The sequence below is a fragment of the Pseudomonas caspiana genome (assembly GCF_040224095.2).
GTDB lineage: Bacteria > Pseudomonadota > Gammaproteobacteria > Pseudomonadales > Pseudomonadaceae > Aquipseudomonas > Aquipseudomonas caspiana.
In genome coordinates this window covers 2077867-2103146 of the sequence record NZ_CP167995.1, presented here as the reverse complement: position 1 = coordinate 2103146, position 25280 = coordinate 2077867, and the positions used below count along the sequence as shown (strand labels likewise).

At 59.3% G+C, this 25280-nt stretch carries 21 protein-coding genes and 1 pseudogene; 5 read left to right on the top strand and 17 right to left on the bottom strand.

Annotated features, from left to right (window positions below; genetic code table 11):
* Positions 1 to 9: 9 nt before the first annotated feature.
* From ABRP31_RS09590 to ABRP31_RS09575, 4 genes are all read right to left on the bottom strand, one after another.
* Positions 10 to 2022 (bottom strand): DUF3488 and transglutaminase-like domain-containing protein, encoded by a 2013-nt coding sequence (locus ABRP31_RS09590; protein WP_349970970.1) that lies wholly within the window; start codon positions 2020 to 2022, stop codon positions 10 to 12.
* On the bottom strand, positions 2019 to 2975 hold the full coding sequence (locus ABRP31_RS09585) for a DUF58 domain-containing protein (protein ID WP_349970971.1): 957 nt from the start codon (positions 2973 to 2975) through the stop codon (positions 2019 to 2021). Before ABRP31_RS09585 ends, ABRP31_RS09590 begins: the two co-directional genes overlap by 4 nt.
* Positions 2972 to 3889 (bottom strand): MoxR family ATPase, encoded by a 918-nt coding sequence (locus tag ABRP31_RS09580; RefSeq protein WP_349970972.1) that lies wholly within the window; start codon positions 3887 to 3889, stop codon positions 2972 to 2974. The genes ABRP31_RS09585 and ABRP31_RS09580 overlap by 4 nt, the downstream gene beginning before the upstream one ends.
* A 242-nt stretch (positions 3890 to 4131) precedes the next feature.
* Complete coding sequence (locus ABRP31_RS09575; RefSeq protein ID WP_027901763.1) at positions 4132 to 4410, bottom strand: hypothetical protein; 279 nt, start codon at positions 4408 to 4410, stop codon at positions 4132 to 4134.
* Between the two features lie 186 nt (positions 4411 to 4596).
* On the opposite strand from ABRP31_RS09575, the gene ABRP31_RS09570 reads away from it, so the two are divergent.
* Positions 4597 to 5655 (top strand): patatin-like phospholipase family protein, encoded by a 1059-nt coding sequence (locus ABRP31_RS09570; RefSeq protein WP_349970973.1) that lies wholly within the window; start codon positions 4597 to 4599, stop codon positions 5653 to 5655.
* Positions 5656 to 5833: 178 nt separating this feature from the next.
* Here ABRP31_RS09570 and ABRP31_RS09565 read toward each other — a convergent pair whose 3' ends face one another.
* The 6 genes from ABRP31_RS09565 to kdpF form a co-directional block, all read right to left on the bottom strand.
* Positions 5834 to 6523, bottom strand: coding sequence for a response regulator (locus ABRP31_RS09565; RefSeq protein WP_087266182.1), 690 nt, complete (start codon positions 6521 to 6523; stop codon positions 5834 to 5836).
* 31 nt (positions 6524 to 6554) lie between these two features.
* Positions 6555 to 9215 (bottom strand): sensor histidine kinase KdpD, encoded by a 2661-nt coding sequence (locus tag ABRP31_RS09560; RefSeq protein WP_349970974.1) that lies wholly within the window; start codon positions 9213 to 9215, stop codon positions 6555 to 6557.
* 9 nt (positions 9216 to 9224) lie between these two features.
* Entirely contained in the window at positions 9225 to 9797 is a 573-nt protein-coding gene (gene kdpC / locus ABRP31_RS09555; RefSeq protein WP_349970975.1) for a potassium-transporting ATPase subunit KdpC, read from the bottom strand.
* Between the two features lie 121 nt (positions 9798 to 9918).
* The gene (kdpB, locus tag ABRP31_RS09550; protein ID WP_372489352.1) at positions 9919 to 12000 is read right to left on the bottom strand and encodes a potassium-transporting ATPase subunit KdpB; all 2082 of its coding nucleotides are present in this window, start codon (positions 11998 to 12000) and stop codon (positions 9919 to 9921) included.
* A 10-nt stretch (positions 12001 to 12010) separates the two neighbouring features.
* Entirely contained in the window at positions 12011 to 13705 is a 1695-nt protein-coding gene (kdpA, locus tag ABRP31_RS09545; protein WP_349970976.1) for a potassium-transporting ATPase subunit KdpA, read from the bottom strand.
* A 13-nt stretch (positions 13706 to 13718) separates the two neighbouring features.
* Positions 13719 to 13808, bottom strand: a complete 90-nt coding sequence (kdpF, locus tag ABRP31_RS09540; RefSeq protein WP_087266190.1) for a K(+)-transporting ATPase subunit F — start codon at positions 13806 to 13808, stop codon at positions 13719 to 13721.
* Between the two features lie 446 nt (positions 13809 to 14254).
* Here kdpF and ABRP31_RS09535 point away from each other — a divergent pair, with 446 nt between their 5' ends.
* The 4 genes from ABRP31_RS09535 to ABRP31_RS09520 all read left to right on the top strand — a co-directional run bounded on the left by ABRP31_RS09535 (position 14255) and on the right by ABRP31_RS09520 (position 18423).
* Positions 14255 to 15007 carry a response regulator gene (locus ABRP31_RS09535; protein WP_144443247.1) on the top strand — a complete coding sequence of 251 codons (753 nt, stop codon included), beginning with the start codon at positions 14255 to 14257 and terminating at the stop codon, positions 15005 to 15007.
* The gene (locus tag ABRP31_RS09530) at positions 15004 to 16065 is read left to right on the top strand and encodes a HAMP domain-containing sensor histidine kinase (RefSeq protein ID WP_349970977.1); all 1062 of its coding nucleotides are present in this window, start codon (positions 15004 to 15006) and stop codon (positions 16063 to 16065) included. The genes ABRP31_RS09535 and ABRP31_RS09530 overlap by 4 nt, the downstream gene beginning before the upstream one ends.
* Before the next feature lie 115 nt (positions 16066 to 16180).
* Positions 16181 to 16921, top strand: coding sequence for a XopAW family type III secretion system calcium-binding effector (gene xopAW / locus ABRP31_RS09525; RefSeq protein WP_349970978.1), 741 nt, complete (start codon positions 16181 to 16183; stop codon positions 16919 to 16921).
* Between the two features lie 239 nt (positions 16922 to 17160).
* Positions 17161 to 18423, top strand: a complete 1263-nt coding sequence (locus ABRP31_RS09520) for an arsenic transporter (protein ID WP_349970979.1) — start codon at positions 17161 to 17163, stop codon at positions 18421 to 18423.
* Positions 18424 to 18435: 12 nt separating this feature from the next.
* Here ABRP31_RS09520 and ABRP31_RS09515 read toward each other — a convergent pair whose 3' ends face one another.
* The 7 genes and pseudogenes from ABRP31_RS09515 to ABRP31_RS09485 form a co-directional block, all read right to left on the bottom strand.
* Entirely contained in the window at positions 18436 to 19920 is a 1485-nt protein-coding gene (locus ABRP31_RS09515) for a chemotaxis protein CheW (RefSeq protein ID WP_349970980.1), read from the bottom strand.
* Positions 19917 to 20501, bottom strand: a complete 585-nt coding sequence (locus tag ABRP31_RS09510; RefSeq protein WP_372489430.1) for a methyl-accepting chemotaxis protein — start codon at positions 20499 to 20501, stop codon at positions 19917 to 19919. Before ABRP31_RS09510 ends, ABRP31_RS09515 begins: the two co-directional genes overlap by 4 nt.
* 144 nt (positions 20502 to 20645) lie before the next feature.
* Positions 20646 to 20762: pseudogene (locus ABRP31_RS09505) on the bottom strand (hypothetical protein); the annotation flags it as partial.
* The gene (locus ABRP31_RS09500) at positions 20716 to 21999 is read right to left on the bottom strand and encodes a PAS domain S-box protein (protein WP_372489351.1); all 1284 of its coding nucleotides are present in this window, start codon (positions 21997 to 21999) and stop codon (positions 20716 to 20718) included. The pseudogene ABRP31_RS09505 and the gene ABRP31_RS09500, both read right to left, overlap by 47 nt.
* A gap of 570 nt (positions 22000 to 22569) precedes the next feature.
* Entirely contained in the window at positions 22570 to 22968 is a 399-nt protein-coding gene (gene pcaC / locus ABRP31_RS09495; protein WP_087266202.1) for a 4-carboxymuconolactone decarboxylase, read from the bottom strand.
* A 14-nt stretch (positions 22969 to 22982) separates the two neighbouring features.
* On the bottom strand, positions 22983 to 23771 hold the full coding sequence (gene pcaD / locus ABRP31_RS09490; protein ID WP_349970981.1) for a 3-oxoadipate enol-lactonase: 789 nt from the start codon (positions 23769 to 23771) through the stop codon (positions 22983 to 22985).
* A 135-nt stretch (positions 23772 to 23906) separates the two neighbouring features.
* Positions 23907 to 25271, bottom strand: a complete 1365-nt coding sequence (locus tag ABRP31_RS09485) for a 3-carboxy-cis,cis-muconate cycloisomerase (RefSeq protein WP_349970982.1) — start codon at positions 25269 to 25271, stop codon at positions 23907 to 23909.
* Positions 25272 to 25280 lie beyond the last annotated feature (9 nt).

Genomic DNA, 25280 nt, shown 5'->3' with positions numbered 1-25280 from the left:
AATTCATCCTTATCGTGAATCGTGGGTTTCTTTGGCCGCAGACAAACGCCACGGCAAGCGACGAGGCAGTTGCTTCAAACGCCTGCGCAGTTCAGCCGGTGAAGGCGGACTTCCGGCGTAACGCTGCGCCTGAAATTCTCTGACAAACGCATCGATAGCTTCGGCGTGCGCCGGTAACAACAACGCTGCGCGGCGCGAAAACTCCTCGGCGCCCTCACTCGGCAATCGTCGCAGGCCATGACGGGACAGCAGTCTTTCGAACGCGTTGAACAGACGAAGTTGCGAGTCACTTTCCCGCTGCCAGGGTTTGAACACCCACAACGCAAGCAGTCCCAGAATCAAACCCAGCCCTGCGATGAAAGCAGGTGCTTGCAGACCGGAAAACCAGCGATTGAGTACCCGCAACTGCTCCTGCCCCTGATAGCCGAGCACCCAGCGCTGCCAACCGTAGTTCAGGTTGTCCCAACTCAAACGCAACGAGTTGATCCAGGCAACATTGCGGTACCGCAGTGCAGACATGGGGGAGTCTTCGAGAAACGCTTCATCCGCTGCCAGTGCCTGCTCCAGCCCCTGCTCGATACGTTGCGGCGCGACCGCAGCGGTAGGGTCAACACTGCGCCAGCCGACACCCGGCTGCCAATATTCAACCCAGGCGTGAGCATCAAACTGGCGAACGGTGAGGTATTGGCCGTCCGGGTTCAATTCACCGCCCTGATAGCCGGCCACTACCCGGGCCGGGATTCCCGCAGCGCGCAACACAAAGGTCATGGCCCCGGCGTAATGCGCGCAGAAGCCACGACGGCTGTCGAAAAGGAAGTCATCGATGCTGTCAGGGCCCAGCGTCGGAGGCTTGAGGGTGTAGTGATAGGCTTCGCGGGCAAAGTAATCGAGCATGGCTTGCACCAGCGCATCCGGCCTGGGGTAACGTCGCGCCAGATCACTGGCCCACTGCCGCGCCTGAGGGTTACCTTTGGCGGGGAGTTGGATGTCCTGACGCTGAATGTTCTCGTTGAGTTGCGCCTCACGGGTCGCGTCCGGCCAGGACGTCACGCTGTAGAGCAACGACTGTTCGACAGGCCGCCGTCGCTGCAAGCGAAAATCGTTCATCTGGCGCACATCTGCCAGCGTGCTTTCACCTACGTCCAGACTCGATAACCAGGGCCGACCACTGGGCTCCATCACGATGCTGTAACTCAGCGGATCACCGCGCTTCTGCCATTGCGGCATCTGTACCGTCTGCGCCCGCAGCGACTGTGACCAGCGCCGACCGTCAAACTGCTCAAGGGTCAGAGAGCGCCAGTACAACTGGTTGCGCGCCGGAATGGGCCCTTCAAAACTGGCGCGAAACACCAGTGCTGCCGACTTGCTCAACTCGGCCATGTCACCCGGCGCCATGCTGTCGGAAAGCCCGGTAAGCCCCCTGTTGCTTGGCTGCGGCAACGACCAGAGCGGCTCCAGTCGCGGAAAGAACAAAAACAGCAAGAGCATGAGCGGCACTGCTTGCAACAACAGCTTGAGTGCCAGCTTCAGACTGCTGCCTTGGCCACTGGCTTGAGCGGAAGACTGCAAGCCAATGAGTGCCGCCAACAGCATGCTGACCGGCAGCAGAGTAAACGCGGCCCATAGCAAGTTATTTTCAAACAGATAGCCGACCACAACGCAAAAGAAACCGAGAAAGATCAGCACCAGCGCGTCACGTCGACTCTGCATTTCGAGCATTTTGAGAACGAATGCCGACACCAGCAAAGCAGCGCCGGCTTCCAGCCCGACCAGACTGCCGCGAGCCAGAAACACCCCGCCTGCGGTGCCCACCAGCAGGCCGCCTTTGATCCACGAGCCGGGATGACGGGCGCGCATGCGAAAGATTTGCACACGCCAAAGCGTACAGGCCAGCCACAGAGCAATTATGATTCCGGGTATGTGCTGAATGAACGGCACGACGACCAGCGCCTGCGCCAGCAGCAACCAGATCAGACTGGTACGCGGGATCGGCAGGCTCAGGCCGGATGCGGCACCGCTCATTGCCGCACGCCATACAGCGCCAACGCGCGCAGGCAGGTTTCACGATGTTGATTGCCGCTGTCGACCGCCGACAGAAAACCCGGCAGACGCAACGCGAAAGGCTGCTGCCGCTGGGACAAAACCACCACCCAATAACACAAACGCGACAGCCGCTCTTCGATGTCACCGCCCAGTGCCATGAAATCCAGACATAAATCGTGGCCGCTCAGATCAGTGAAATCCTTAAGCAGCAGCCCTTGGCCTCGGGAATAAGCCTTCCAGTGCAGACGACGTCGATTGTCACCGGGTTGATAAGTGCGCAAGCCTTGGTAATCGTCGACACCCGGCCCCTGAGTCGCGAGCCCCTGATCCTCGGCGTGGGGTTGAACTCCCTCTAGCAGTGGCATGGCCCCCGCCACGGGACGAGGATAAATCAGCGCATTCTGCTCCAGATCCAGCCAGCTCCAGGTACGCAGAATGCTCAAGGGGAAGACGCTTTCGACCCGCAGCCGAGGTGCTCGCAACCAGCCGCGATTTTGCGCGGGCAAGCTCAGTTCGACCTCGACCCGCTCCTCCAAGGCAATATCGATTTGCTGCAGTTGCTCGGCGTCCCATCCCAATGAAATGGCCTGATGAGCATGGCCAGCGCTTTCAAGGCGCAGCTTCAATTGCACGGTCTCGCCGACGAAAACCGAACGCGCAACGCCAGCACTGATCACTAGGCCACTCAGGTTACGGTAGGTGTGCAAGATCCCCAGAAACGCCATCGACAGCAGTAGAAAGGTCAGGCCGTAAGCCAGGCTGTTCTGATAATTGATCGCCACCAGCAACATTAAAAACAGCACCAACGCGAAGCTGCCACCGGTACGAGTGGGCAGGATGAAAATGCGCCGATGGTCGAGCTGGACCCGCGAAGCCGGCGGGATACGACGCGCCAGCCAGCGCTGCCAGAACGGTTTGAACTGTTCGATCAAAGTGCCGGCACCTCACGCAACAGCCATTGGACCAGCGCTCCTAAGCCATGCCCGGTGGGGTCAGTGCGCTCGCGCAAACGGTGGCCGACCACCGAGGGTAAAATCGCCTGCACGTCTTCCGGAATCACGTACTCGCGTCCGGCCAACAGCGCCCAGGCCCGTGCAGCACTCAGGATCGCCAGACTGGCGCGTGGCGACAGGCCGTATGCGAACTGTGGCTGAGCACGGGTCGCGTCCACCAGGCGCAGCACATAATCAACCAACGCGTCGCTCACCCGCACTTGCCGGACCAGCTCCTGAAGCACCCGCAGCTCGGCGTGGTTCAGCAGTGGTTGCAGGCGGGGCACGAGATCCCGACGCGACTCGCCCAGCAGCAAGGCTTTTTCTGCCGAACGCGCCGGATAGCCCAACGAAAGACGCATCAGGAAACGATCCAGTTGCGACTCGGGCAACGCGAAGGTGCCGCCCTGGCTAAACGGATTCTGAGTGGCAATCACGAAGAATGGATCAGGCAGCAAGCGCGTCGTGCCTTCGATAGTGACCTGCCCCTCCTCCATGGCTTCGAGCAACGCACTCTGACTTTTGGGCGTGGCACGATTGATCTCGTCGGCCAGTACCAGTTCAGCGAAGATCGGGCCCGGGTGGAAGGTGAACTGCCCGGTTTCCCGATCGAATACCGAGGTGCCCAGAATGTCCCCCGGCAATAGATCCGAGGTGAACTGAATTCGTTGAAAACTCAGGCCCAATACTTTGGCCAGAGTATGACTGAGGGTGGTTTTGCCCATGCCGGGCAAGTCTTCGATCAATAAATGGCCGCCGCCGAGCAGACAAGTCATTGCCAGTCGGATTTGCGGCTCCTTACCCAGCACCACCTCGTTGATGGCGTTAAGGCACTCATCAAGTTTTCTGCCCATCGAAAACACTCTCCAGGCGACTGCCTATGGCTAAAAACGGGACTGCTGTGCAGTCACAATAAAGTTAGCGTAGGTGTTTTCGCCAGAGAGAAGAGGAAATTGGTACGGGAGGATGGGAATGTTGACTGAAAAAAATTGTGGCAGCAGTGCTTGTGCGCGATAAACGATAACTCGCCATGCCTTCTGGCTGCGTCTCATGTATCGCGGGCAAGCACCGCTCCCACAGGCGCGACCTACTCGACTTACCTGCCTGCGCGGGACTCACGGATGTAGAAGCGGGCTTTTTCGGCTTTTTCGGTGCAACCTTCAAATGCTTCGAATTGTTGCTGGGTCTTGGCACCGGTCAACAAGGACAAGGCCTTGGAGTAGCTGACCGTACCGGCGAAGCCTTCAGCTTTGGCCAGATCAAGTTCCTTCCAGGCCGAATCCAGTTGCGTCCCGCAACTTTCGCGATAACCGGTTTTACCCGCGCAACCAGTGAGAACCAGAGCAAACAAGGGCAGGACAATCCAGGCTTTCATCGGTGTTACCTCAAGAAGAACTATCAATGGTGCAGCTTTGACGGCGGCACTTGCTGAAAGTGCCATTACCGGGGCCGCAAGCGTAACTGTTTTTTACTGAAATAGAGCCTTCACACCACGCAAATGAACGATAAAAATAGCCCGATTCAAGCGTATGGTGGATCAATCTGACTCGGGGGGCCTTTCATGAAAAAACGTATAGCACTGGTGCTGGGTTCTGGAGGCGCTCGGGGTTATGCGCATATCGGTGTCATTGAGGAATTGGAGCGCCGCGGCTACGAGATAGCCTGCATTGCGGGTTGCTCCATGGGCGCAGTAGTCGGCGGTGTCTATGCGGCAGGTAAACTCAGGCAATACCGGGAGTGGATCGAAAGCCTGGACTATCTGGATGTACTGCGCCTGGTAGACGTCAGTTTCCGCCTTGGGGCGATTCGGGGTGAGAAAGTATTCGGGCAGATCCGCGAGATCGTCGGTGAAATCAATATCGAAGACCTGCGCATTCCCTACACAGCAGTTGCTACCGACCTGACCCATCAGCAGGAAATCTGGTTTCAGGAGGGCTGCCTGCATCAGGCCATGCGCGCCTCGGCGGCCATTCCCAGCTTGTTCACGCCGGTGATGCAAGGTAACCGCATGCTGGTAGATGGCGGCCTGCTCAATCCCCTGCCCATCGTGCCGGTGGTGTCCAGCCATTGCGACCTGATCGTCGCGGTCAATCTCAACTCGACCACCCAAGGGCATTATCAATTACCGGTGATCGAGCGCCCGCCAGCGGTTAAACGGCGCGTCGATCAAATGATCAGTTCGCTGGGTTCGCGCCTGCCGTTCCGACGCAAGCTGGACGCCGGTGGCAACGAGGTGTTGCACCTTTCTCAGAACACGCCCAAGGCAAGCGCTGCGACGATTGACAATCCCTGGCTGGAATCCGCCGACCCACAAGGTCAGCAACCCGCCGCAGCCCCTCAAGGCGAGAGCGCGCCGAAGTCCGCTACGGGATCAGTCATCATCGACAACGTCGGCCCGGCGTCGCTGCTGGACCTGATCAACCAGAGCTTTGAAGTGATGCAGACGTCACTGGCGCAGTACAAGATCGCCGGGTATCCGCCGGACATCCTGATCAATGTGCCAAAACGCGTGTGCCGGTTTTTCGAGTTTTACAAAGCCCCGGAACTCATCGCCCTGGGCCGGGAGATCGCCAGCGATACGCTGGATCGGTATGAGGCGGAGCATCGAGGCAATAGTTGAAGCGCTATTGGATGACTCATACCCTGTGGGAGATTCTATGTTCGCCCACGTCATCAGTTATACCTGTGGGAGCAGAGCTTGCTCGCGATAGGCTGGACGCGTTCTAAAGTGAATCGCGTACCGCTTTATCGCGAGCAAGCTCTACTCCCACAGGTATGCATTCAGTCACAAAAAGTGTTCAGGCCTCCCGCAACCGGTACCCCACCCCCGCCTCGGTCACGATAAACCTTGGCGCGGCAGGGTCATCCGCGAGTTTCTGGCGCAAATGACCGACCACAATTCGCAGGTAATGGCTGTCTTCGGTGTGGGTCGGGCCCCAGATGTCCTTGAGCAGTTGCTGCTGGGTGATGACTCGTCCTGGATGCCGTGCCAACTGGGCCAGGACCGCGTATTCCTTGCGGGTCAAAGCCACTTCAACCCCATCCAGCAGCACCCGGCGATACGCCAGGTCCACGGTCAATGGACCGAATACCAGCGCCGCACCCTGTTGCTCGCCCGTGGGAGCCTGACGCAACAGCGCGCGAATCCGGGCCAGAAACTCCTGAATGCCAAACGGTTTGGTCACGTAGTCATTGGCGCCACCATCCAGCGCCTCGACCTTCTGTGCTTCGCTGGCTCGCACCGAAAGCACCAGTACCGGGACGCTGGACCACTCGCGAAAATCGCGCAGCACCTGCTGGCCGTCCATGTCCGGCAAACCCAGATCCAACACCAATAAATCGGGCTTGCTCAGCGCGGCCTGGTTCAAGCCCTCAGCACCGGTCCCGGCCTCCAGCACTTTGTAGCCTTGGGACGCGAGGCTGATACGCAGAAACTTGCGAATCTGTGGCTCGTCGTCGATTACCAGAATGGTTGCGGTCTGACTCATGATTACCCTGATTCTTTAACGTAAAACCGGCTCAAGACAGCAGTTCCGCTTCGCTTTCGCCCTGAGGCTGAGCCTGCAGCGGCAAATATAAAGTGATGCACGTGCCATGACCATCGATGCCCTGACCGACGCTTATCCGGCCGCCATGCGCGCCGACCATACCCTGACAGATGGCCAGCCCCAAACCGGTGCCCTGCCCGCCGCGATCACCCCGTGCGGCGGTATAGAACATGTCGAAGATCTTTGCCCGCTCCTCTTCTGGAATGCCCGGCCCTTCATCACTGACCGCAAAGAACAGCTCGCCATCAATAGCCCCGGCTTCAAGTTCAAGACGGCCATTCACCGGCGAAAAACGTGCAGCGTTTTCCAGCACGTTGACCAGTGCCTGTTCGATCAAGGCCGCATGGACATACAGCAGCGGCAGCTCGCTGGGGAGCAAGGTTTTGACCTGCAATGGTGCCATCACCGCCCGCAGTCGATTCAGCGCACTGCCGACGATATCTCCCGGCGAGACCCAGTCCCGCGCCAGCTTCAACGCACCGTGTCCCAGACGGGTCATGTCCAGCAGGTTCTGAATATAGCGATCCAGACGCTCGGCCTCGTCGCGCGTGCCCTCGAGCAATTCCCGCCGATCTTCAAGAGGGATGGCTTCGCCCAGCGCCAGCAGACTGTCGATGCTGCCGCGCATGGCCGTTAGGGGCGTGCGCAAATCATGGGACACCGACGCCAGCAAGGCACTGCGCAACTGCTCGGTTTCGCCGTGCAAACGCGCCGCCTCCAGGTCATCCGCCAGTTGCGCGCGCGCCAGCGCCTGAGCCAGCGGTTGGCTCAGCGCAATCAACAGTCGACGTCGTTGCGCAGTGAAATCCTGCCCCGTACGCGCACTGACACCCAACAACGCCAACGGTCCGTCTTCGCCGGATAACGGCCACCACCACCAGCGACTGGACGGCAACGTGCCAGTGCCATAACCGGCAGGTTGATCATGCTGCCAGGCCCAGTCAGCGGCAGCGCGCTCAGGTTCAGACAGTTGGGCGCTGCCGCCTTGCACCTTCCAGCCGTTCGGGCCGTCACGCTCTATCAGGCAGATTTCCAGCTCCTGCCAGCCGCTCAAATGCTGCACGGCAGCGCTGAACACCGCCTGGCGATCCGTGGCGGCCGTCAGTTTGCGCGACAGGTCGAGCAACTCGCTGGTTTCTTCCTGCGTTTCACGCAAGGCTTGCATCTGGCGACGCTGACGGGCCGCAAGGTTGCCGGTCAACGCTGACATGAGCAGGAAAAACAGTAAGGTCAGCACGTCTTCTTCGCGCTGGATACTCAGGGAGAAACTCGGGGTGATGAACAGAAAGTCATAGGCCAGAAACGACAGAATCGAACAGGCCAGCGCCGGTCCCGTGCTGGTCCGGACGGCCACCAGCAGCACCGCGGCCAGAAACACCAGCGAGATGTTCGGCAAATCCAGCACGCTGGACACGGCCCAGGCAAAGGCGCTGGCCAATAACGTGGCGATCACCGCTAATAAATAGTCCTGCCAGCGGGCGGGACGCGCAGAACGCACCCGGGGTTGATCCGGTAAAGGTTCGCTGTCCAGCACGCTGATTTCCAGCCCGTGGGCTTCGCGCAGCAGACGTTCAGCCACCCCGCCACCGAACCAGCGACGGCGCAGTCGTGGCTGCGATTGACCCACCAGCACCACGCTGGCGCGGCGTTCACTCGCGTGCTGGATCAAGGTTCTCGCCACTTCCCCAGCCCGTAACAACACCACTTCACCGCCCAGCCGCTCGGCCAGTTGCTGAGCGCTTTGCAGGCGGGCACGATTTTGTTCATCGAACGGTCGGCCATTGTCGACATGCACCAGGCTCCAAGGCAGGTGCCGCCGCTGAGCGACACGACTGGCGTGGCGCACCAGTCGATCAGCATGCACATCGCCATCGACGGCGACCAACAGACGACCACGAACGGCCGGTGCAGCCTGCCCCAACTGGCGATACCCCTGAGCCAGATCGTCGTCGACCTGAGCGGCAGCCGTCTGCATCGCCAGCTCACGCAAGGCGGTCAGATTGGTCTGGGTAAAGAACGCGTCGATGGCTGCGCGAGCCTGCTCCGGCACGTACACCTTGCCGTCGCGCAGACGCTCGAGCAGTTCACGCGGAGGCAAGTCGATCAGCACCAGCTCATAAGCTTCCTGCAACACCCAGTCCGGCAACGTTTCCCGAACCTGCACGCCGGTAATGCCGCGGACCTGATCATTAAGGCTTTCCAGATGCTGGACGTTGACCGTGGTATAGACGTCGATGCCAGCGGCCAGCAGTTCCTGAATGTCCTGCCAGCGTTTGGCATGGCGACTGCCGGGGGCGTTGCTGTGTGCCAGTTCGTCGACCAGCACCAGTTTCGGCTTGAGCCTGAGCAGACCGTCGAGGTCCATTTCTTCAAGCGTCACGCCGCGATATTCCGAACGAACCATCGGCTGCTGCGGCAAGCCACTCAGCAGCGCCTCGGTCTCGGCCCGGCCGTGGGTTTCCACCACCCCGGCGATCAGCGCCACGCCTTGGCGCAACTGAATGTGGGCGGCCTGCAACATGGCGTAGGTCTTGCCCACACCCGGCGCAGCGCCGAGAAATACCTTGAGTCGACCGCGTCCGTCTCCGGGCATCTGGGCTAGTAACGCATCGGCACGGCCGGAATCACTCATATTGCTCACTCAAAGCTGTGCTTGTTGTTGCGCAGACGGTAACTCATTCAGGCTGCGATTCAAGTTCAAAACGTTGACCACTGGCGGACCGATCAGCGGCCGCGAGGTATTAGCCTCGATCAAGCTCTGGACTTTCTCCAGAGACAGCTTGCGCGCTGCGGCGACCCTTGCAGTCTGGTAAGCCACTGCCTCAGGTGAAAGGTGCGGATCAAGACCGCTGCCGGAAGTCGTCAGCAATGCCAACGGCACCGGCCCCTGAGCTGCAACGAGTTCTTTTGCGGCATCTTCGCTGATCCGCGTGGCCAATGCCGGATTGCTCGGAGAAAGGTTGCTGGCACCACTGGCGACCGTGGCAAAAGCACCTGCAGAAGGCCGCGAGTGGAACCACTCGTCTCCGGTGAAGGACTGGGCGATCAACTGCGAGCCACGGACCTTGCCGTCGGCGTCATGGATCAAGCTGCCATTGGCCTGGTCCGGGAAAGCGACTTGGGCAACACCGGTGACGGCCAAAGGGTAAGCGACGCCGGTGATGAGGGTCATCAAAACCAGAAGGCTCAGGGCGGGACGGATGATGGTGGACATGGTGAGAATCCTCATAAATTGATTTTGAAATGCAACCTCTTGTGGGAGCAGAGCTTGCTCGCGATCGGGTTCACAAATAATCGCGGGCAAGCCCAGCTCCCACAGGCCCGTTTGCCTTCAGTTAAACCAGGTGCAGCCCGACCAGAATCAGGTCAATCAACTTGATCCCCACGAACGGCACGACAATCCCGCCCAACCCGTAGATCAGCAGGTTTCGGCGTAACAGTTGCGCAGCATTCGCGGCCTGAACACGCACGCCGCGCAGCGCCAGCGGGATCAGCACCACAATGATCAAGGCGTTGAAGACGATGGCCGAGAGAATCGCGCTCTGCGGGCTGGCCAGTTGCATGATGTTCAGCACGCCCAGTTGCGGATAGATAGCCGCGAACAGCGCAGGCAATATCGCGAAGTATTTGGCGATGTCGTTGGCAATCGAAAAGGTCGTCAGCGCACCACGAGTCACCAGCAACTCCTTGCCGATCTGCACCACATCCAGCAGCTTGGTCGGGTCGCTGTCGAGGTCGACCATGTTGGCCGCTTCCCGCGCTGCTTGCGTGCCGTCATTCATCGCCATGCCGACGTCGGCCTGCGCCAGTGCCGGGGCGTCGTTGGCACCGTCACCACACATCGCGACCAGACGACCGTCGTTCTGCTCGGCACGAATACGCTCAAGCTTTTTCTCCGGCGTGGCTTCGGCCAGCACATCATCGACGCCCGCTTCAGCAGCAATCGCCGCAGCGGTCAGCGGGTTGTCACCGGTGACCATCACGGTGCGAATGCCCAGTTTGCGCAGCTCGGCAAACCGTTCGCGAATGCCTGGTTTGACCACGTCCTTGAGGTGAATCGCACCGATCAACTTCTTGTCGACACACACCAGCAACGGGGTGCCACCGGTCTTGGCAATGCCGTCGATTTCACGAGCCAGCGACGCGGGCAAATCACTGCGCTGCATGTCGACAAAAGCCAACAGCGAATCCACCGCGCCTTTGCGATACACCCGGTTCTGATAGTCCACACCCGACAACCGAGTTTCAGCGCTGAACGGCACGCCGGTGACGTCGGCAGGTTTTGGCTCCACCATCGGATGCAGGTTGCGCAGGTATTCGACGATGGATTTACCTTCTGCCGTGTCGTCAGCCAAAGAGGCCAGCAGCGCGGCTTCGCTCAGTTCTTTCGGGGTCACACCCGGTGCAGCATAGAGTGCACTGCAACGGCGGTTACCAAAGGTGATGGTGCCGGTCTTGTCCAGCAGCAGCACGTGCACATCCCCCGCCGCTTCCACTGCACGGCCGGATTTGGCGATCACATTGAGACGCACCAGGCGATCCATACCGGCAATCCCGATGGCCGAGAGCAAGCCGCCAATCGTCGTCGGAATCAACGTCACCAGCAGCGCCACCAGAAACACCAGCGGCAAACTCCCGCCCGCGAAGTGGGCGAAGGGTTGCAGAGTGACCACCACCAACAGGAAGATCAGCGTCAGACCGATCAGCAGGATATCCAGCGCTACTTCGTTGGGCGTCTTCTGCCGCTTGGCGCCTTCCACCAGAGCAATCATCCGGTCCAGCGTGGATTCACCGGGGTTGCTGCTGATGCGCACGAGCAACCAGTCGGAAACCAGCCGGGTATTGCCGGTCACCGCCGAACGATCACCACCGGATTCACGAATCACCGGCGCGGATTCACCGGTAATAGCCGCTTCGTTGACCGCCGCAATACCTTCAATGACCTCGCCATCTCCGGGAATCATTTCCCCGGCCTCGACTCGCACCACATCGCCTTTACGCAGGATGCTGGCGTTGACCACGCTGAAACGGCCCGACTCGTCACGACGACGCGCCGTCAGGCCTTCGCTGCCTGCTTTGAGGCTATCGGCCCGCGCCTTGCCGCGCCCTTCCGCCAAAGCTTCGGCGAAGTTGGCGAACAGCACGGTGAACCACAGCCACAGGGCGATCTGTACCGCAACGCCAGTGGACACAGCCGGATCAGGAATCAGGCACAACACGGTGGTGAGGATTGCAGTCAGCTCTACCACCAACATGACCGGTGAGCGTGCTAACTGACGAGGATCGAGTTTGACGAACGCCTGGATCAACGCCGGACGCCACAACGCGGCGAAGCCGGTTTTCACAGCCTCGGTTGCAGGCTGCGCTTGCACTGGTTTTGGTTCGGGAGATGCGGGTTTGGCAATGTGCATATTCATGGTCGGCTCCTCAGAAACCCAGACTCAAATGTTCGGCAATCGGTCCTAGAGCCAGGGTCGGCAGGAACGTCAGGCCGCCGACAATCAGGATCGTCATGGTCAGCAAGGTGACGAACAGCGGGCCGTGGGTCGGGAAGCTGTTCAGGCCCAGCGGCGCACTCTTCTTCATCGCCAGACTGCCAGCCAGCGCCAGCACCGGCAGGATGTAGCCGAAGCGACCGATGAACATCGCGAGACTTAGCATCAAGTTGTGAAACACGGTGTTGGCGCTGAAGCCACCAAATGCCGAACCGTTATTGGCTGTGGCCGAGGTATAGGCGTACAGCAACTGACTGAAACCATGCGGGCCGGGGTTACTGACCGACGCTATCGAGCCAGGCAAAGTCGCGGCGATGGCGCCCAGTACCAGCACACCCACCGGCATTACCAGCAAGGTAGCCACCAACAGCTTGACCTCCTGGGCTTGCAGCTTTTTACCGAGGTATTCGGGGGTACGGCCGATCATCAACCCAGCCAGAAACACGGCGATCAGCACATTGAGCAGCATGCCGTTCAGGCCCACGCCGACGCCGCCGAAGATCACTTCGCCGACCATCATGTTGGCCAGCGCAACCATGCCGCTCAGCGGGTTGAGGCTGTCATGCATGCCATTCACCGAGCCGTTGGACGCCGCCGTGGTCGCCGTCGCCCACAACACCGTGCCGGTTGTGCCAAAACGGCTTTCCTTACCTTCCAGAGGTGCGGTCTGCTCCACGTTGGCGACATTCAACGTCGGATTAGGCTGATATTCGGCCCACATCGACACGGCACCGCCGATCAGCAGCAGGGTCAGCATGCAGGCCATGATCGCCCGGCTCTGGCGCATGTCTTTGACGTAGTGGCCGAAGGTGAACACCAGCGCCGCCGGAATCATCAGGATCGACGCCAGCTGAAACAGGTTGCTCCACGCGGTCGGGTTCTCGAACGGATGCGCCGAGTTGACGCCGAAGAAGCCGCCGCCGTTGGTACCCAGTTGCTTGATCGCGATCTGGCTGGCAGCCGGCCCCATCGGCAGGCTTTGATCAGCGCCCTGCAGAGTCAGCGCATCAATGTAGTGAGCGAAGCTTTGCGGCACGCCCTGCCAGACCAGCAACAACGCCAACACGATGCACAATGGCAGCAAGCCGTAGAGTGTGACGCGGGTCATGTCGGTCCAGAAGTTGCCGAGATTCTGCGTCGAGCGACGGCTGATACCACGGCAGAACGCCAACAGCACGGCGATACCGGTCGCGGCGCTGACGAAGTTCTGCACGGTCAGGCCAGCCATCTGGCTCAGGTAACTCAACGACGCTTCGCCGCTGTAGGCCTGCCAGTTGGTGTTGGTGACGAAACTCATGGCGGTGTTGAACGCCAGTGACCATTCCATGCCTGGCAATTGCTGCGGGTTAAGCGGCAACGCGCCCTGCCCCAACAGCATCGCGAACAACAGAACGAAACCTGCGAGGTTGAAGGCCAACAAGGCCCAGATATAGGTTTTCCAGTTCTGCTCGACAGCCGGATCAACGCCCGACAGGCGATAGCAGAGGTTTTCAACCGGTCGCAGAACCGGCGTCAGCCAGGTGCGTTCGCCCTCCACCACTCGGTAATAGAAACGCCCCAACAATGGCGCGGGCAGCAGAACCAGTGCGAGGAAGGCCAGAATCAATAGATAGTCATAACTGTGCATGGCGACTCGACTCCTAGTTCTGGCCAGCGCGTAGTAGCGCGACCAGTAGGTAGATGAACAATCCAGCAGCCAATAACAGCGATACCCCGTCCACAACGCTCATCGAATTACTCCGTCTCTACGGCGATTGCCGCGTGTGGTTAATTGTCGGGAGAGTGGGTGTAAAGGAACGAGAGCGAGGGGTGGGGAGTGGCGTAAAGATGGCGTAAAGAAGAGGGATTGGAACCGCCGAGAGCGGACTTGCACATATCCATTACCGCGGTCTTGCTGATATTGGTTGCGCTTTACAGCGCCTCACTTTTGAACAGCGTGTATGGACCGGCTTCCGGAACCAAAAGTGACGCGCCGTAAGGACGCAACCAATAGAAGCCATGCCGCGGCAACGGATATGTACACGCATTTTGTACCAACCCCGATACATTCCAGACACGCCCCCGACACCCCCTCACGTCACCCTTTCGCCGCGCCTCCCGGCGAAGTAGCATGGCGGGTAGCGTTGATCTTCAATAGCGGCCAGTGATGGCGGCATCATCAGGCAGCAGTCGCATCATGCAACCAACTCCCGATACTTCAGCTCCAGCCCCACAGAACACCGAACAACGCTGGAACACCCGCGCCCTGATCGTCGACGACGACGTCCCCATCCGTGAACTGCTTTGCGACTACCTGGCACGCTTCAACATCCAGTGCCGGGGCGTGACCGACGGTACCGAAATGCGCCTGGCTCTCGAGGAAGAAAATTTCGACGTCATTGTCCTCGACCTGATGCTGCCCGGCGAAGATGGCCTGTCACTGTGCCGCTGGCTGCGCAGCACCTCGGACATCCCGATTCTGATGCTCACTGCCCGTTGCGAGCCCACCGACCGGATTATCGGCCTGGAGCTGGGTGCCGACGACTACATGGCCAAACCTTTTGAACCACGGGAACTGGTGGCACGCATCCAGACGGTGTTGCGCCGTGTACGCGACGACCGCAACGATGAACGATCTACCGTGCGTTTCGATGCCTGGCGTCTCAACAGCGTGCTGCGCCAGTTAATCGCTGCCGATGGTCTGGTGGTGCCCCTGTCCAACGCCGAGTTCCGTTTGCTACGCGTGTTTCTGGAACGTCCGCGCCGGGTACTGAGCCGCGAACAACTGCTCGATGCCGCACGCGGTCGCTCCATTGAGGCCTTTGACCGCAGCATCGATCTGCTGGTCTCGCGCCTTCGTCAGAAGCTCGGCGATGATCCGAAAAATCCACAGTTGATCAAGACCGTTCGCGGTGAGGGTTACCTGTTCGACGCAAGGGATATTGGTTGATCCGTTCTGCTGACACACTCTTCGCCCGCCTGTTCGGGGGAGCGTTGATTGCTATTTTACTTGCGCACCTGCTGGCGTTCATGTGGTTCAGATTCTATGGATTCCCGCCACCGCCGCCTCCGCCCATGTCCGAACAGTCAGGGCAACATATCGACGGGGCTAATTTTCAGCGTCCGGAAGACGGCCCACCGCACGACCGCCGACCACCGTTTCTTCGGGGTCCTGTGGTGCCGCTCATCTTCCAGCTGATTACTCTGGTGATCGCTGCATGGTATGGCGCCAAAGCATTGAGCAGACCTATTCAGCGTTTGAGCAATGCAGCCGAAAGACTCAGCGAAAATCTCGACAGCCCGCCCATGGAAGTCAAAGGTCCGCTGGAAGCACGTCAGGCGGCACAGACGTTCAACCTGATGCAGCAACGTATACGCGAGCAGGTGCAGCAGCGCGGACGCATGCTGGCAGCGGTTTCCCATGACCTGCGCACGCCACTCTCGCGCCTGAAACTGCGGGTCGAGCAGATCGACGAACCAAAACTGCACGGGCAGATGACTCAGGATCTGAACGACATGATTGGCATGCTCGATGCTACCCTGACCTACCTGAATGAGCAGCGCACCAGTGAAATCGTGCAGTTATTCGACCTGCAGGCCCTGATCGAATCCTTGGCTGAGAACGCCCAGGACAATGGTGATGACGTTCAAGCCAGCGGACAGTGCCTGCCGCTCAAGACGCAACCCATGGCGCTGCGCTCGTGCATCAATAACCTGATCGACAATGCCCTGCGGTATGCGGGTCAGGCGCGGGTCGAGATTATTGATGGCGCGCAGCAGGTGCGCGTCATGGTGATCGATCACGGCCCGGGGATTGGCGTCGAGCACCACGAAGCCGTGTTCGAGCCCTTCTACCGGCTGGAAGGCTCGCGTAATCGCAACTCCGGTGGCGTCGGCATGGGCATGACCATCGCCCGTGACGCAGCGCGACGCATGGGTGGCGACTTGTCACTGGCACAGACGCCTGGCGGTGGCCTGACCGTATTACTCGTCTTGCCGCGCTTCTGAGCAGAACGGGTATCGGCGTCGATACAAACACTAAACACCCTCGACATGAGCGACCTAGAGGCTTGATAAGCCGGTGCACCGTTACCGGATCAATCAACCTGAGGGAGTCAGCCCGATGATCAGTGGCGTCAGTAGTAACAGCTATTCGAGCTACACCAGTTCAAGCGCGAGTACCGCCGCGAGCAAGAAATTCCAGGAGCAATTGCTCGCCAAACTGGACACCGATGGCGACGGCAGTATCAGCAAGGACGAGTTGAGTGCGGCCAATTCGTCGTCCGACAGCAAGGACGGTATTACCGTCAGCCTGAGCGAAGCGTTCAGCAACCTGGACGCCAACGAGGATGACAGCCTCGACGCCGATGAGCTGGCTGCAATATCGGCACCGCCTCCGCCACCTCCAGGCGGCGCGCCAGCAACCGATGTTGCGGAGGACCTGCTCAGCGCGCTGGACACCGACGGCGACGGCACGATCAGCAGCGACGAACTGACCGCTGGCTTGAGCAGCGCTGGCAGCAGCGCCGACAGCGCGCAGGTGTTTGATGCACTGGACACCAACAAGGACGGCACCGTCAGCCTCGAAGAGCTGACCGCCAGCCTGCAGCCGCAACAGCCTCCTGCTCCGCAGGTTGCGGCCCAACAAGCCAGCGATGAGTTGTTTGGCTCATTGGACACTGATGGCGATGGCAGCATCAGCTCTGACGAACTGACCAGTGCCCTGACCGCAACGTCAAACGGCAGCACCAGTTCCGCTAACAAAACCTCTGAAGCCCTGAACCGCATGGTCGCAGCGCTGACCGAGCGTTACGACACCAGCGGCAGCAAGCCCGTTGGCAAGTACCTCGACACGGCTGCTTGATGTGAGACCTTTGCCTGCGCCCCAGTGCCAGGCAGAGCGACATCACTGTAGGAGCTCACGAGCACCGCGAGGCAGCGATAGCGGAGTGTCAGACAACCGTGATCGCTGGCCTCGTAACCTCGGTGAGCTCCTACAGGTCCAGTATGGCCACATCAAAACGCATCCCCATTCTGCGCCACTGGACGAACTTGTCCCCGTCGTCACCGGTCTGACATTTGCCTGCCTATTGAGTACCGCAAATGCCCGCGTTCGACCCCGCAATGGTTATCTGGATTGTCGCCGCCTTAGCCATCTGCGGCGTCATCACGCGACCGTGGCGGGTGCCGGAATTTGTCTGGGCGATGGGGGCCGCGGCGCTGCTCACGGCGTTGGGATTCATCCCGCTGCACAAGGCACTTGGTGCGGTAGCGGAAGGCGGTGATGTCTACCTGTTTCTGATTGGCATGATGGTTCTGGCTGAGCTGGCCCGGCAACAGGGCCTCTTCGATTGGCTGGCCATGCTTGCCGCGAAACACGCGAAAGGCTCGGGACAACGACTGTTCGACCTGGTGTTTCTGGTCGGCACCCTGGTCACCGTGTTTCTGTCCAACGACGCAACCGCCGTTGTCCTGACGCCCGCTGTTTACGCAGCAGCCCGCGCCGCCAAAGCCGAACCCCTGCCCTATCTGTTTATCTGCGCCTTCATCGCGAATGCGGCCAGTTTTGTCCTGCCGATTTCAAACCCGGCCAACCTGGTGATATTCGGCAGCAACATGCCGCCACTGGCAACCTGGCTCTGGCACTTCAGCCTGCCGTCGATTGCGGCCATTGGCTTGACCTATCTGGTGCTGCGCCTCACGCAACGTAGCCACCTGCGCAAACCTCTGGAAACAGACATCACCCTGCAACCGCTGTCCGGCGGTGCACGTCTGACGGCGTTCGGAATTGTGCTGACGGGGATCGTATTGCTGAGCGCATCGGCGCTCGACTTACAACTCGGTCTACCGACGTTTTGTGCGGGCATCGCTACCGCTGCACTGATCCACATACGTCAGCGACTTAACCCGCTGCCGGTGCTCAAGGCGGTTTCCTGGAGTGTATTGCCGCTGGTGGCCGGTTTGTTCGTGCTGGTCGAGGGTCTGGCACTGACCGGGGTTATCGATCATCTGGCCCACGCGCTGAAATCGCTGGCCGACCAATCGGGCACTCAGGCGACGTGGGCATCGGGTGTGTTGGTGGCGATTGCCAGCAACCTGATCAACAATTTGCCGGCCGGTTTGATTGCCGGCTCTGTCGGCCACATCGCCCATCTGCCCACCGAAACCACCAGTGCGTTGGTAATAGGCGTGGATCTGGGTCCCAACCTCTCTATCACCGGCTCGCTGGCAACCTTGCTCTGGCTGATCGCCATCCGCCGCGAAGGCGAAAACGTCACCGCAATGGGCTTTCTACGGCTGGGAATTCTGGTCATGCCACCCGCGTTGATCGGCGCACTGGCGGCGTTGTCAATTACCACCGGCTGACAAAATAGCCTGTCAGGCCACGACACTGGCAGGTTGCAACAACCTTGCCTCCAGTTGCCGGGCAATGCCCTGCAGGTCCATCAGCGTGGCCCGCCAGCTGTTTGCGCCACTGCCGATGCTCACCAGCGAGCGCGCCCGATCATTGACCGACACCACTTTGCCCGCATTGGTCTGCCAACCCTGAGCGAGCATCGTCGGGTCAAACTGGTTGAACGAATCAATGGCTTCCACCTGGGACACTGCAAAGCCAAACGTCAGCGTTTCTCCCCTGACGACCAGCACCCGCGACAGCGGCGTATGGGGCTGGGGCAGCGATTCGATCAGGCTGCTCAGGCACACCAGCGGAAGCTGTTCGCCCCGCAGATTGAATTGCCCCAGCAAGTGATTTTCCGGCTGAGCAAGGCCGATCATGTGCGTCGGTATCGAAAGAATTTCGAGTACCTGACTGAGCGGAACCACGAACTGGGTCGGCGACTTGAATAGCAGACAGGCCTGACGCATGACCGCTTTCGCCCTGCTCGCCCGACTCTCGGATGATTGCGGCTGGGTCTGGTAAAGCGCGGCGTAGTTCTTGACCCCGGATCGCTCCAGCAGAGCCTGATGATTGATCAAGACAGCCTGCAATCCTTCACGGAGGTTCATTACACCGGCCAACAGCTCCGGCTCGCGCAAGCCATAGGCAGGCATCGGCAGCAGGCTGTGCGGGTCTCGACGCTCGATGGCAACCATTCGATCGTAACCGAAACCCGACACCCTGCCGTCGGTGGCCGTCAGCAACAGAAGCTGGCTCTTGACTTGCGCGTTATTGCAGTCGAAACCCAACACGTGAGACAGGCTCAAAACCGGAATTTTGGTCTCGCGAATCACGGTTACGCCCAGGCAATAGCCATTGCCAAAATCGGTGGGCGCGACCTGCGGTTTGTCCACCAGCTCGGTGACCACGCTGGCATCGATACTGAAATGTTGCCCGTCACACTCAAATACCAGGTAATGACGCAGCTGACTTTTCGCCTGCAACGTATCGCGACTGATCGGTCCCGCCGCCGTATCCGCAGCGAACAGCACGCCGGGCAAGCCTGCCAGAAAGGCCAGATCCAACATGTAAATCAAGCGACTGTCATCAGCGCTCATGATCAGCGTGGGGATCAGCCCGCTGCCCTCGCCGCCCGGCCCCAAAGGACAGAGCTGGGAGTCAGCAGCCTTGACGATGTCGCACACGCCATCAATGGCAACGCCCAACAGACCGCCGTTGTACTTGAGGATGGCAACCAGCGGAGTTGGCGCATGCTCTGGCATGTCGTCACTGAGCAAAGGTCGCAGGTCCACCAGAGGAACCGGTCTGCCCCGCAAGGTGAAGACCCCTGCCAACACACCGCGCGTGACGGGGTGGCGCTGCAGATTGGTCGGCCAGTGAACGGCCTCCATCAGCGAGGTGGCTTCGATACCCAGAAACGCACCATTTATCTGCACCACGCCGTAGGCGCGCAGGGTGTTCATGCAGGCAGCCCGGAAGGCTTGCTGGTAAGGGCGCTGGTATTCACAACACCCTGCTCATTGCCAACCTTGGTCTGGTGCAATTCGAAAATGAGGGTTTCTACCTGACCCGCTGAATCCATTTGCTTGGCGGTTGCGGCATTGATGCTGTCGATAGCCACGGTGGTCTCGTTGACCCCTTTGACGATCTGCTCGAACGCGCTGCCGGCACTCAAGGAAATCTCGCTGCCAGATTTAATCCGGCTGACGGTTTCCAGGATCAGTTTGTTGATTTCCTTGGTGGCCAGCGAAGACTTCTCGGCCAGCTTGCGCACCTCATCAGCAACTACCGAGAAGCCCAGGCCATGTTCACCGGCTCTGGCAGCTTCGATGGCCGCGTTGAACGCGAGCATGTTGGTCTGACTGGCGATTTCACTGATCACCTGAATGATGTCCTGAATATCTTCAGCAGACTTGCCAATCATGGTCATGGCCTCGGCAGCCTTGACCAGCGTTTGCGAACCAAGGCTTGCCTGTTCACGGGTCAGCCTGGCCAGATCAGTGGCTTGATCCGTGCTCTGCGCCACATAGGAAATGGCGCTCATCAGGTTCTGCACGGAAGCGCCCATGGCCTGGGTCTTGGCTTCGATGGCTTCTTCCAGTTCGACCTGTTGAGTGATATCCGTGGCGAACTTCACCACTTTGTAAGGTTTGCCATCGCTGTCGAAAACGGGGTTATAGGTCGCTTGAATCCAGATGTGCTGGCCAAACTTGCTCAAACGCATGAACCGTCCGGAGAAGAACTGTCCTTGAGACAGGTCATGCCAGAACTCCCGGTACGCGGTGCTGCGCACATATTTCTTCATCGCAGAAGATACGGTGGTGCTGACCACGCAGCTCTTGCAGGCTGTAACCCAGCGACTTGAGGAAGTTGGCGTTGGCATCAAGGATATTGCCTGCCATGTCGAACTCGATCACAGCTTGCGCGCGATCAATTGCATTGACCTTGCCCTGACGCTCGGCGCTGCTTTCTTTTATTTCGGTGACATCCAGCGCGAACTTGACCACCTTGTAAGGCTGGCCGTGGGAGTTGAGAATCGGGTTGTAAGTGGCTTGAATCCAGATTTCCTTACCGTCTTTGCGCTTGCGTCGATATTCATTGGTGTCGTATTCGCCGCGACCGAGTTTTTCCCAAAACTCGCGGTAGCCCATGCTGGAACCGAACTCTTCGGTGCAGAACATCCGGTGCGGCTGGCCGATCACTTCGTCCAGCTCATAACCAAACACCGCGAGGAAATTAGGGTTGGCGGACAGGACTTTGCCGGTCAGGTCAAATTCGATCACCGCCTGAGAGCGCTCGATGGCGGTGACCTTGCCGACGAACTCGGCATTGCGGGCACGCACTTCAGTGACGTCGTTGGCAAACTTCACGATTTTGTACGGACGGCCATCGGGGTCAAAAATTGGATTGTAGGTGGCGCTGATCCAGATCTCACGCCCGCCTTTGCCCAGCCGCATGTACTCGCCGGAATCGTATTCACCACGTTCAAGCTTGGCCCAGAAGGCCCGATAGGCTGGACTGTTGAGGTATTGATCATCGCAGAACATGCGATGGTGCTGGCCCAGCACTTCGTCCAGACGGTAGCCAAGAACCTTCAGAAAGTTTTCATTGGCCGCCAGCACGCGACCATTCAGATCAAACTCGATCACGCCTTGAGAACGCTGAATGGCTTCAACCTTGCCTTCGTACTCCGCATTGCGCATGCGCTGATCGGTAATGTCCGTGGCGAACTTCACCACTTTGAACGGCTCGCCGGCCTGATTCAGAATCGGGTTATACGTCGCCTGCAGCCAGATTTCCTTGCCGCCCTTGCCCAGCCGTTTGTACTGCCCCTGATCAAACTGCCCGGCCGCCAGCTTTCGCCAGAAATCGGCATACTCGGGGCTGGAAGCGTATTCCGGGGTGCAGAACATCCGATGATGGCGGCCCTGCACTTCTTCGAGACGATAGCCCACCTTGTCGAGAAAATTGGCATTGGCCTGCAGTATGTTGCCTTCCAGATCAAACTCGATCATTGCCTGGGAATGATTGATGGCATTCATCAAAGAGCTCAGATCAATGGCAGATTCAACAGATGAGTTTGCAGCAGGAGTAGACATGGGCGGGTCTCGGAAAGGGGAGTAATCGTCGGGTTCTTATTGTTGCGTTGTCGGCCCTGACTGAAACTTCCTTAATGAAACTTCACAACCATCCGATCAGCGGGTGGCTATGTGCCATTAACGATGGATTGAGCGTAACTTACGTTATTCCGCAGCCCTTGATAATCATTATTTTCAATCGACCCGATAATATTTTCCGGAACTTTTCACTAGCGCCAAAGTCCGGCCTGCCGAGGCATGCAGGCAAAAAGACTGCCTGAACGCCCTTCTTTGAATTTAAATATGGATCCAATAATCCTGGCGTCAAAGTGCCTTTCAGGACAAAGACAATTAATGAGCTTTTGTAGCCCTCATACTGAAAAGGCATAACGACGGTAAGTCATATTGCAAAAAAAAGACCGCCCGACTCTTCAGTCATTAAGCGGCCTCAACTTCTTCAATCACACGATCTACTAATGATTCAATACACGCTCTACGAAATGCACCTTGATGCAGCGTTGTATTGAGCGGTCATCATGCCTTGTCGAGCGACTCGACACCCATTTCATCCCAGACCTCTTCGGCCAGGTGAAACGTTGCGTTGGCCGCCGGAATACCGCAGTAGATTGCGCTCTGCATCAGCACTTCCTTGATCTCTTCGCGAGTGACACCGTTGTGCTTGGCGGCCTTGAGGTGCAGGCGCAGTTCGCCTTCACGGTTCATGCCGATCAGCATGGCGATTGTCACCAGGCTGCGGGTGTGACGTGGCAGACCGGGGCGAGTCCAGATATCCCCCCAGGCGTGCCGGGTGATCATTTCCTGAAATTCTTCGTTGAACGGCGTGAGTTTTTTCAGGCTGTTGTCCACATGGGCGTCGCCCAGGACAGCGCGGCGCACTTGCATACCGGCTTCGTAACGTTGCTTTTCGTCCATTGCCAACTCCGGATTCAGGCTTGTAAAAAGGTGACGACACGCTCACCAAATGCCCTTCCCGCTTCGATGCTGGAAAGGTGCGCAGCGTGAAATTCGGCATACTCGGCACCGGCGATGCGCTCGGTCAGAAAACGCCCGTCGGCAGGCGTGGTAACAGCGTCCTGAGTACCACAGACCACCAACACCGGCAGCGTGATTGCGCTGATCTGCTCGCGGAAGTCCGCGTCGCGCACCGCTGCGCAGTTGGCGGCATAGCCCTGTGGTGAGGTCTGGGCCAGCATGTCCACCACAGGCTCCACCTGCCGCGGCTCGGCCTTGGCAAATTCAGGGGTGAACCATCGCGCAATCGACGCCTCGCGCAGGGCCTGCATGGCGGCTTTGCCGTCGCGCAGAACGGTATCAATACGCGGGTTCCAGATGTCGGGATTACCGATCTTCGCGGCGCTATTGCACACCACCAACCGTTGCAGACGCTGTGGCGCATTGATCGCCAACCACTGCCCAATCAGACCACCCATGGACAGACCGCAGAACGACACGCTCGGCAGTTGCAAGGCATCCAGCAAGGCCAATACGTCGCGACCGTTCTGTTCGATGCTGTAAGGCCCTTCGGTGACCAACGATTGACCATGCCCGCGGGTGTCGTAGCGCAGCACCTGGAAGTGCTCGGTGAACGCAGGCATTTGCGAGTCCCACATGCTCAGATTCGTGCCCAGTGAGTTGGACAACAGCAAAACCGGCGCGCCTTGCGGGCCATCGAGTTGGTAATGCAGATCGCCGTCGGGGAGTTGGATGAAGGGCATTTTGGGCTCCTGAAAATTGAAAATTGAATCTGGTTCATGCGCATCAAGTGTTTTCTGTAGGAGCTGCCGAAGGCTGCGAAAGCGATATTTCTGTCACACCGCCGTTCGCAGCCTTCGGCAGCTCCTACAAGCTCATCATTCCAGAATAAACAACCCATGCTCCGCGACCGCCCTCTCCACCCACTGCTGCGCAAGGCCCAGGTAGTTGGCGGGATCAAGCAGATGGTCCAGCTCTGCGGCAGAAAGCTCGGCACTGACCTGCGGATCTGCGCCAAGCACTTCGCGCAGATGCAGGCCCTGCTGCACAGCTCGGCGGCAGCTTTGTTCAATCAGATGATGCGCCGCATCGCGACCGATGCGCTGGGCCAAAGCGATGCTGACCGCCTCGGCAAGCACCAGCCCTTGGGTGGAATCCAGATTGGTGAGCATTTGCTCTGCGTTAACTTCCAGCGCAGGAATCACTTGCAAAGCCTGCTGCAGCGATCCGGAGACCAGGCAGCACAGCTCAGGCAAGGTTTCCCACTCGGCGTGCCACAGACCCAGGCTGCGCTCGTGCTCCTGAGGCATGGCCGCGAACATCGTCGCAACCAGCCCCGGTGCGCGCACGGAAGCGCTGATCATCACCGCCGCGCCCACAGGGTTGCGCTTGTGGGGCATGGTCGACGATCCGCCCTTGCCTGCTGCCGCCGGTTCGAAGACTTCGCCCACTTCAGTCTGCATCAACAGACTGATGTCCCGACCGATCTTGCCCAGGCTACCGGCAATCAAGCCCAGCCAGCCGGCGAACTCCACCAGACGGTCACGCTGGGTGTGCCATGGCTGCTCCGGCAAGCTCAGTTGCAGTTCGCGGGCCAGTGCTTCGGCCACGGGCAAAGCGTGATCGCCCAGTGCCGCGAGGGTGCCGGACGCGCCGCCAAACTGCAGGCTCAACAGCCGAGGCTTGAGTTCTTGCAGACGTTGCCGGTGACGGGTTATCGCCCCCAGCCAACCGGCGATTTTCATGCCGAGAGTGACCGGCGTCGCCTGCTGCAACCAGGTGCGCCCGGCCAACGGGGTGACGGCGTAACGTTGGGCCTGCCCGCAAAGCGCTTCAGCCAGCTCAGCCAGATCTCGCTCCAGCAACGCAATGGCGTCGCGTAATTGCAGCACCAGTCCACTGTCCATCACGTCCTGGCTGGTGGCGCCCATGTGCACGTAGCGTTCAGCCGTTGGATTGCGTGCAGCGATCTTCTTGCCCAGCGCCTTGACCAGCGGGATGGCTGAATTACCGGCGTTGCCAATCGCAACTGCCAACTCGGCAAAGTCGAACAGCTCAGCGCTGCAACTGGCCTGAATATCCTTGACCACCTCGGCGGGAATCAAACCCGTGCTGGCCTCGGCCCGGGCCAGCGCCGCTTCGAAGTCGAGCATGCCTTGCAGCCGACCGTGGTCAGAGAAGATCTCGCTTATCTGCGGCTGGCTGAAGTAAGCGTCGAAAAGTTGCTGACTCGATCTGTTCAAAACATGACT

What these genes read in the sequence shown, in the direction of transcription:
- ABRP31_RS09590 (WP_349970970.1), bottom strand. Translation starts at nt 2,022, where the DNA reads ATGAGCGGTGCCGCATCCGGCCTGAGCCTGCCGATCCCGCGTACCAGT.
- ABRP31_RS09580 (WP_349970972.1), bottom strand. Translation starts at nt 3,889, where the DNA reads ATGGGCAGAAAACTTGATGAGTGCCTTAACGCCATCAACGAGGTGGTG.
- ABRP31_RS09575 (WP_027901763.1), bottom strand. Translation starts at nt 4,410, where the DNA reads ATGAAAGCCTGGATTGTCCTGCCCTTGTTTGCTCTGGTTCTCACTGGT.
- ABRP31_RS09570 (WP_349970973.1), top strand. Translation starts at nt 4,597, where the DNA reads ATGAAAAAACGTATAGCACTGGTGCTGGGTTCTGGAGGCGCTCGGGGT.
- ABRP31_RS09565 (WP_087266182.1), bottom strand. Translation starts at nt 6,523, where the DNA reads ATGAGTCAGACCGCAACCATTCTGGTAATCGACGACGAGCCACAGATT.
- ABRP31_RS09560 (WP_349970974.1), bottom strand. Translation starts at nt 9,215, where the DNA reads ATGAGTGATTCCGGCCGTGCCGATGCGTTACTAGCCCAGATGCCCGGA.
- kdpC (WP_349970975.1), bottom strand. Translation starts at nt 9,797, where the DNA reads ATGTCCACCATCATCCGTCCCGCCCTGAGCCTTCTGGTTTTGATGACC.
- kdpB (WP_372489352.1), bottom strand. Translation starts at nt 12,000, where the DNA reads ATGAATATGCACATTGCCAAACCCGCATCTCCCGAACCAAAACCAGTG.
- kdpA (WP_349970976.1), bottom strand. Translation starts at nt 13,705, where the DNA reads ATGCACAGTTATGACTATCTATTGATTCTGGCCTTCCTCGCACTGGTT.
- kdpF (WP_087266190.1), bottom strand. Translation starts at nt 13,808, where the DNA reads ATGAGCGTTGTGGACGGGGTATCGCTGTTATTGGCTGCTGGATTGTTC.
- ABRP31_RS09535 (WP_144443247.1), top strand. Translation starts at nt 14,255, where the DNA reads ATGCAACCAACTCCCGATACTTCAGCTCCAGCCCCACAGAACACCGAA.
- xopAW (WP_349970978.1), top strand. Translation starts at nt 16,181, where the DNA reads ATGATCAGTGGCGTCAGTAGTAACAGCTATTCGAGCTACACCAGTTCA.
- ABRP31_RS09520 (WP_349970979.1), top strand. Translation starts at nt 17,161, where the DNA reads ATGCCCGCGTTCGACCCCGCAATGGTTATCTGGATTGTCGCCGCCTTA.
- ABRP31_RS09515 (WP_349970980.1), bottom strand. Translation starts at nt 19,920, where the DNA reads ATGAACACCCTGCGCGCCTACGGCGTGGTGCAGATAAATGGTGCGTTT.
- ABRP31_RS09510 (WP_372489430.1), bottom strand. Translation starts at nt 20,501, where the DNA reads ATGAGCGCCATTTCCTATGTGGCGCAGAGCACGGATCAAGCCACTGAT.
- ABRP31_RS09500 (WP_372489351.1), bottom strand. Translation starts at nt 21,999, where the DNA reads ATGAATGCCATCAATCATTCCCAGGCAATGATCGAGTTTGATCTGGAA.
- pcaC (WP_087266202.1), bottom strand. Translation starts at nt 22,968, where the DNA reads ATGGACGAAAAGCAACGTTACGAAGCCGGTATGCAAGTGCGCCGCGCT.
- pcaD (WP_349970981.1), bottom strand. Translation starts at nt 23,771, where the DNA reads ATGCCCTTCATCCAACTCCCCGACGGCGATCTGCATTACCAACTCGAT.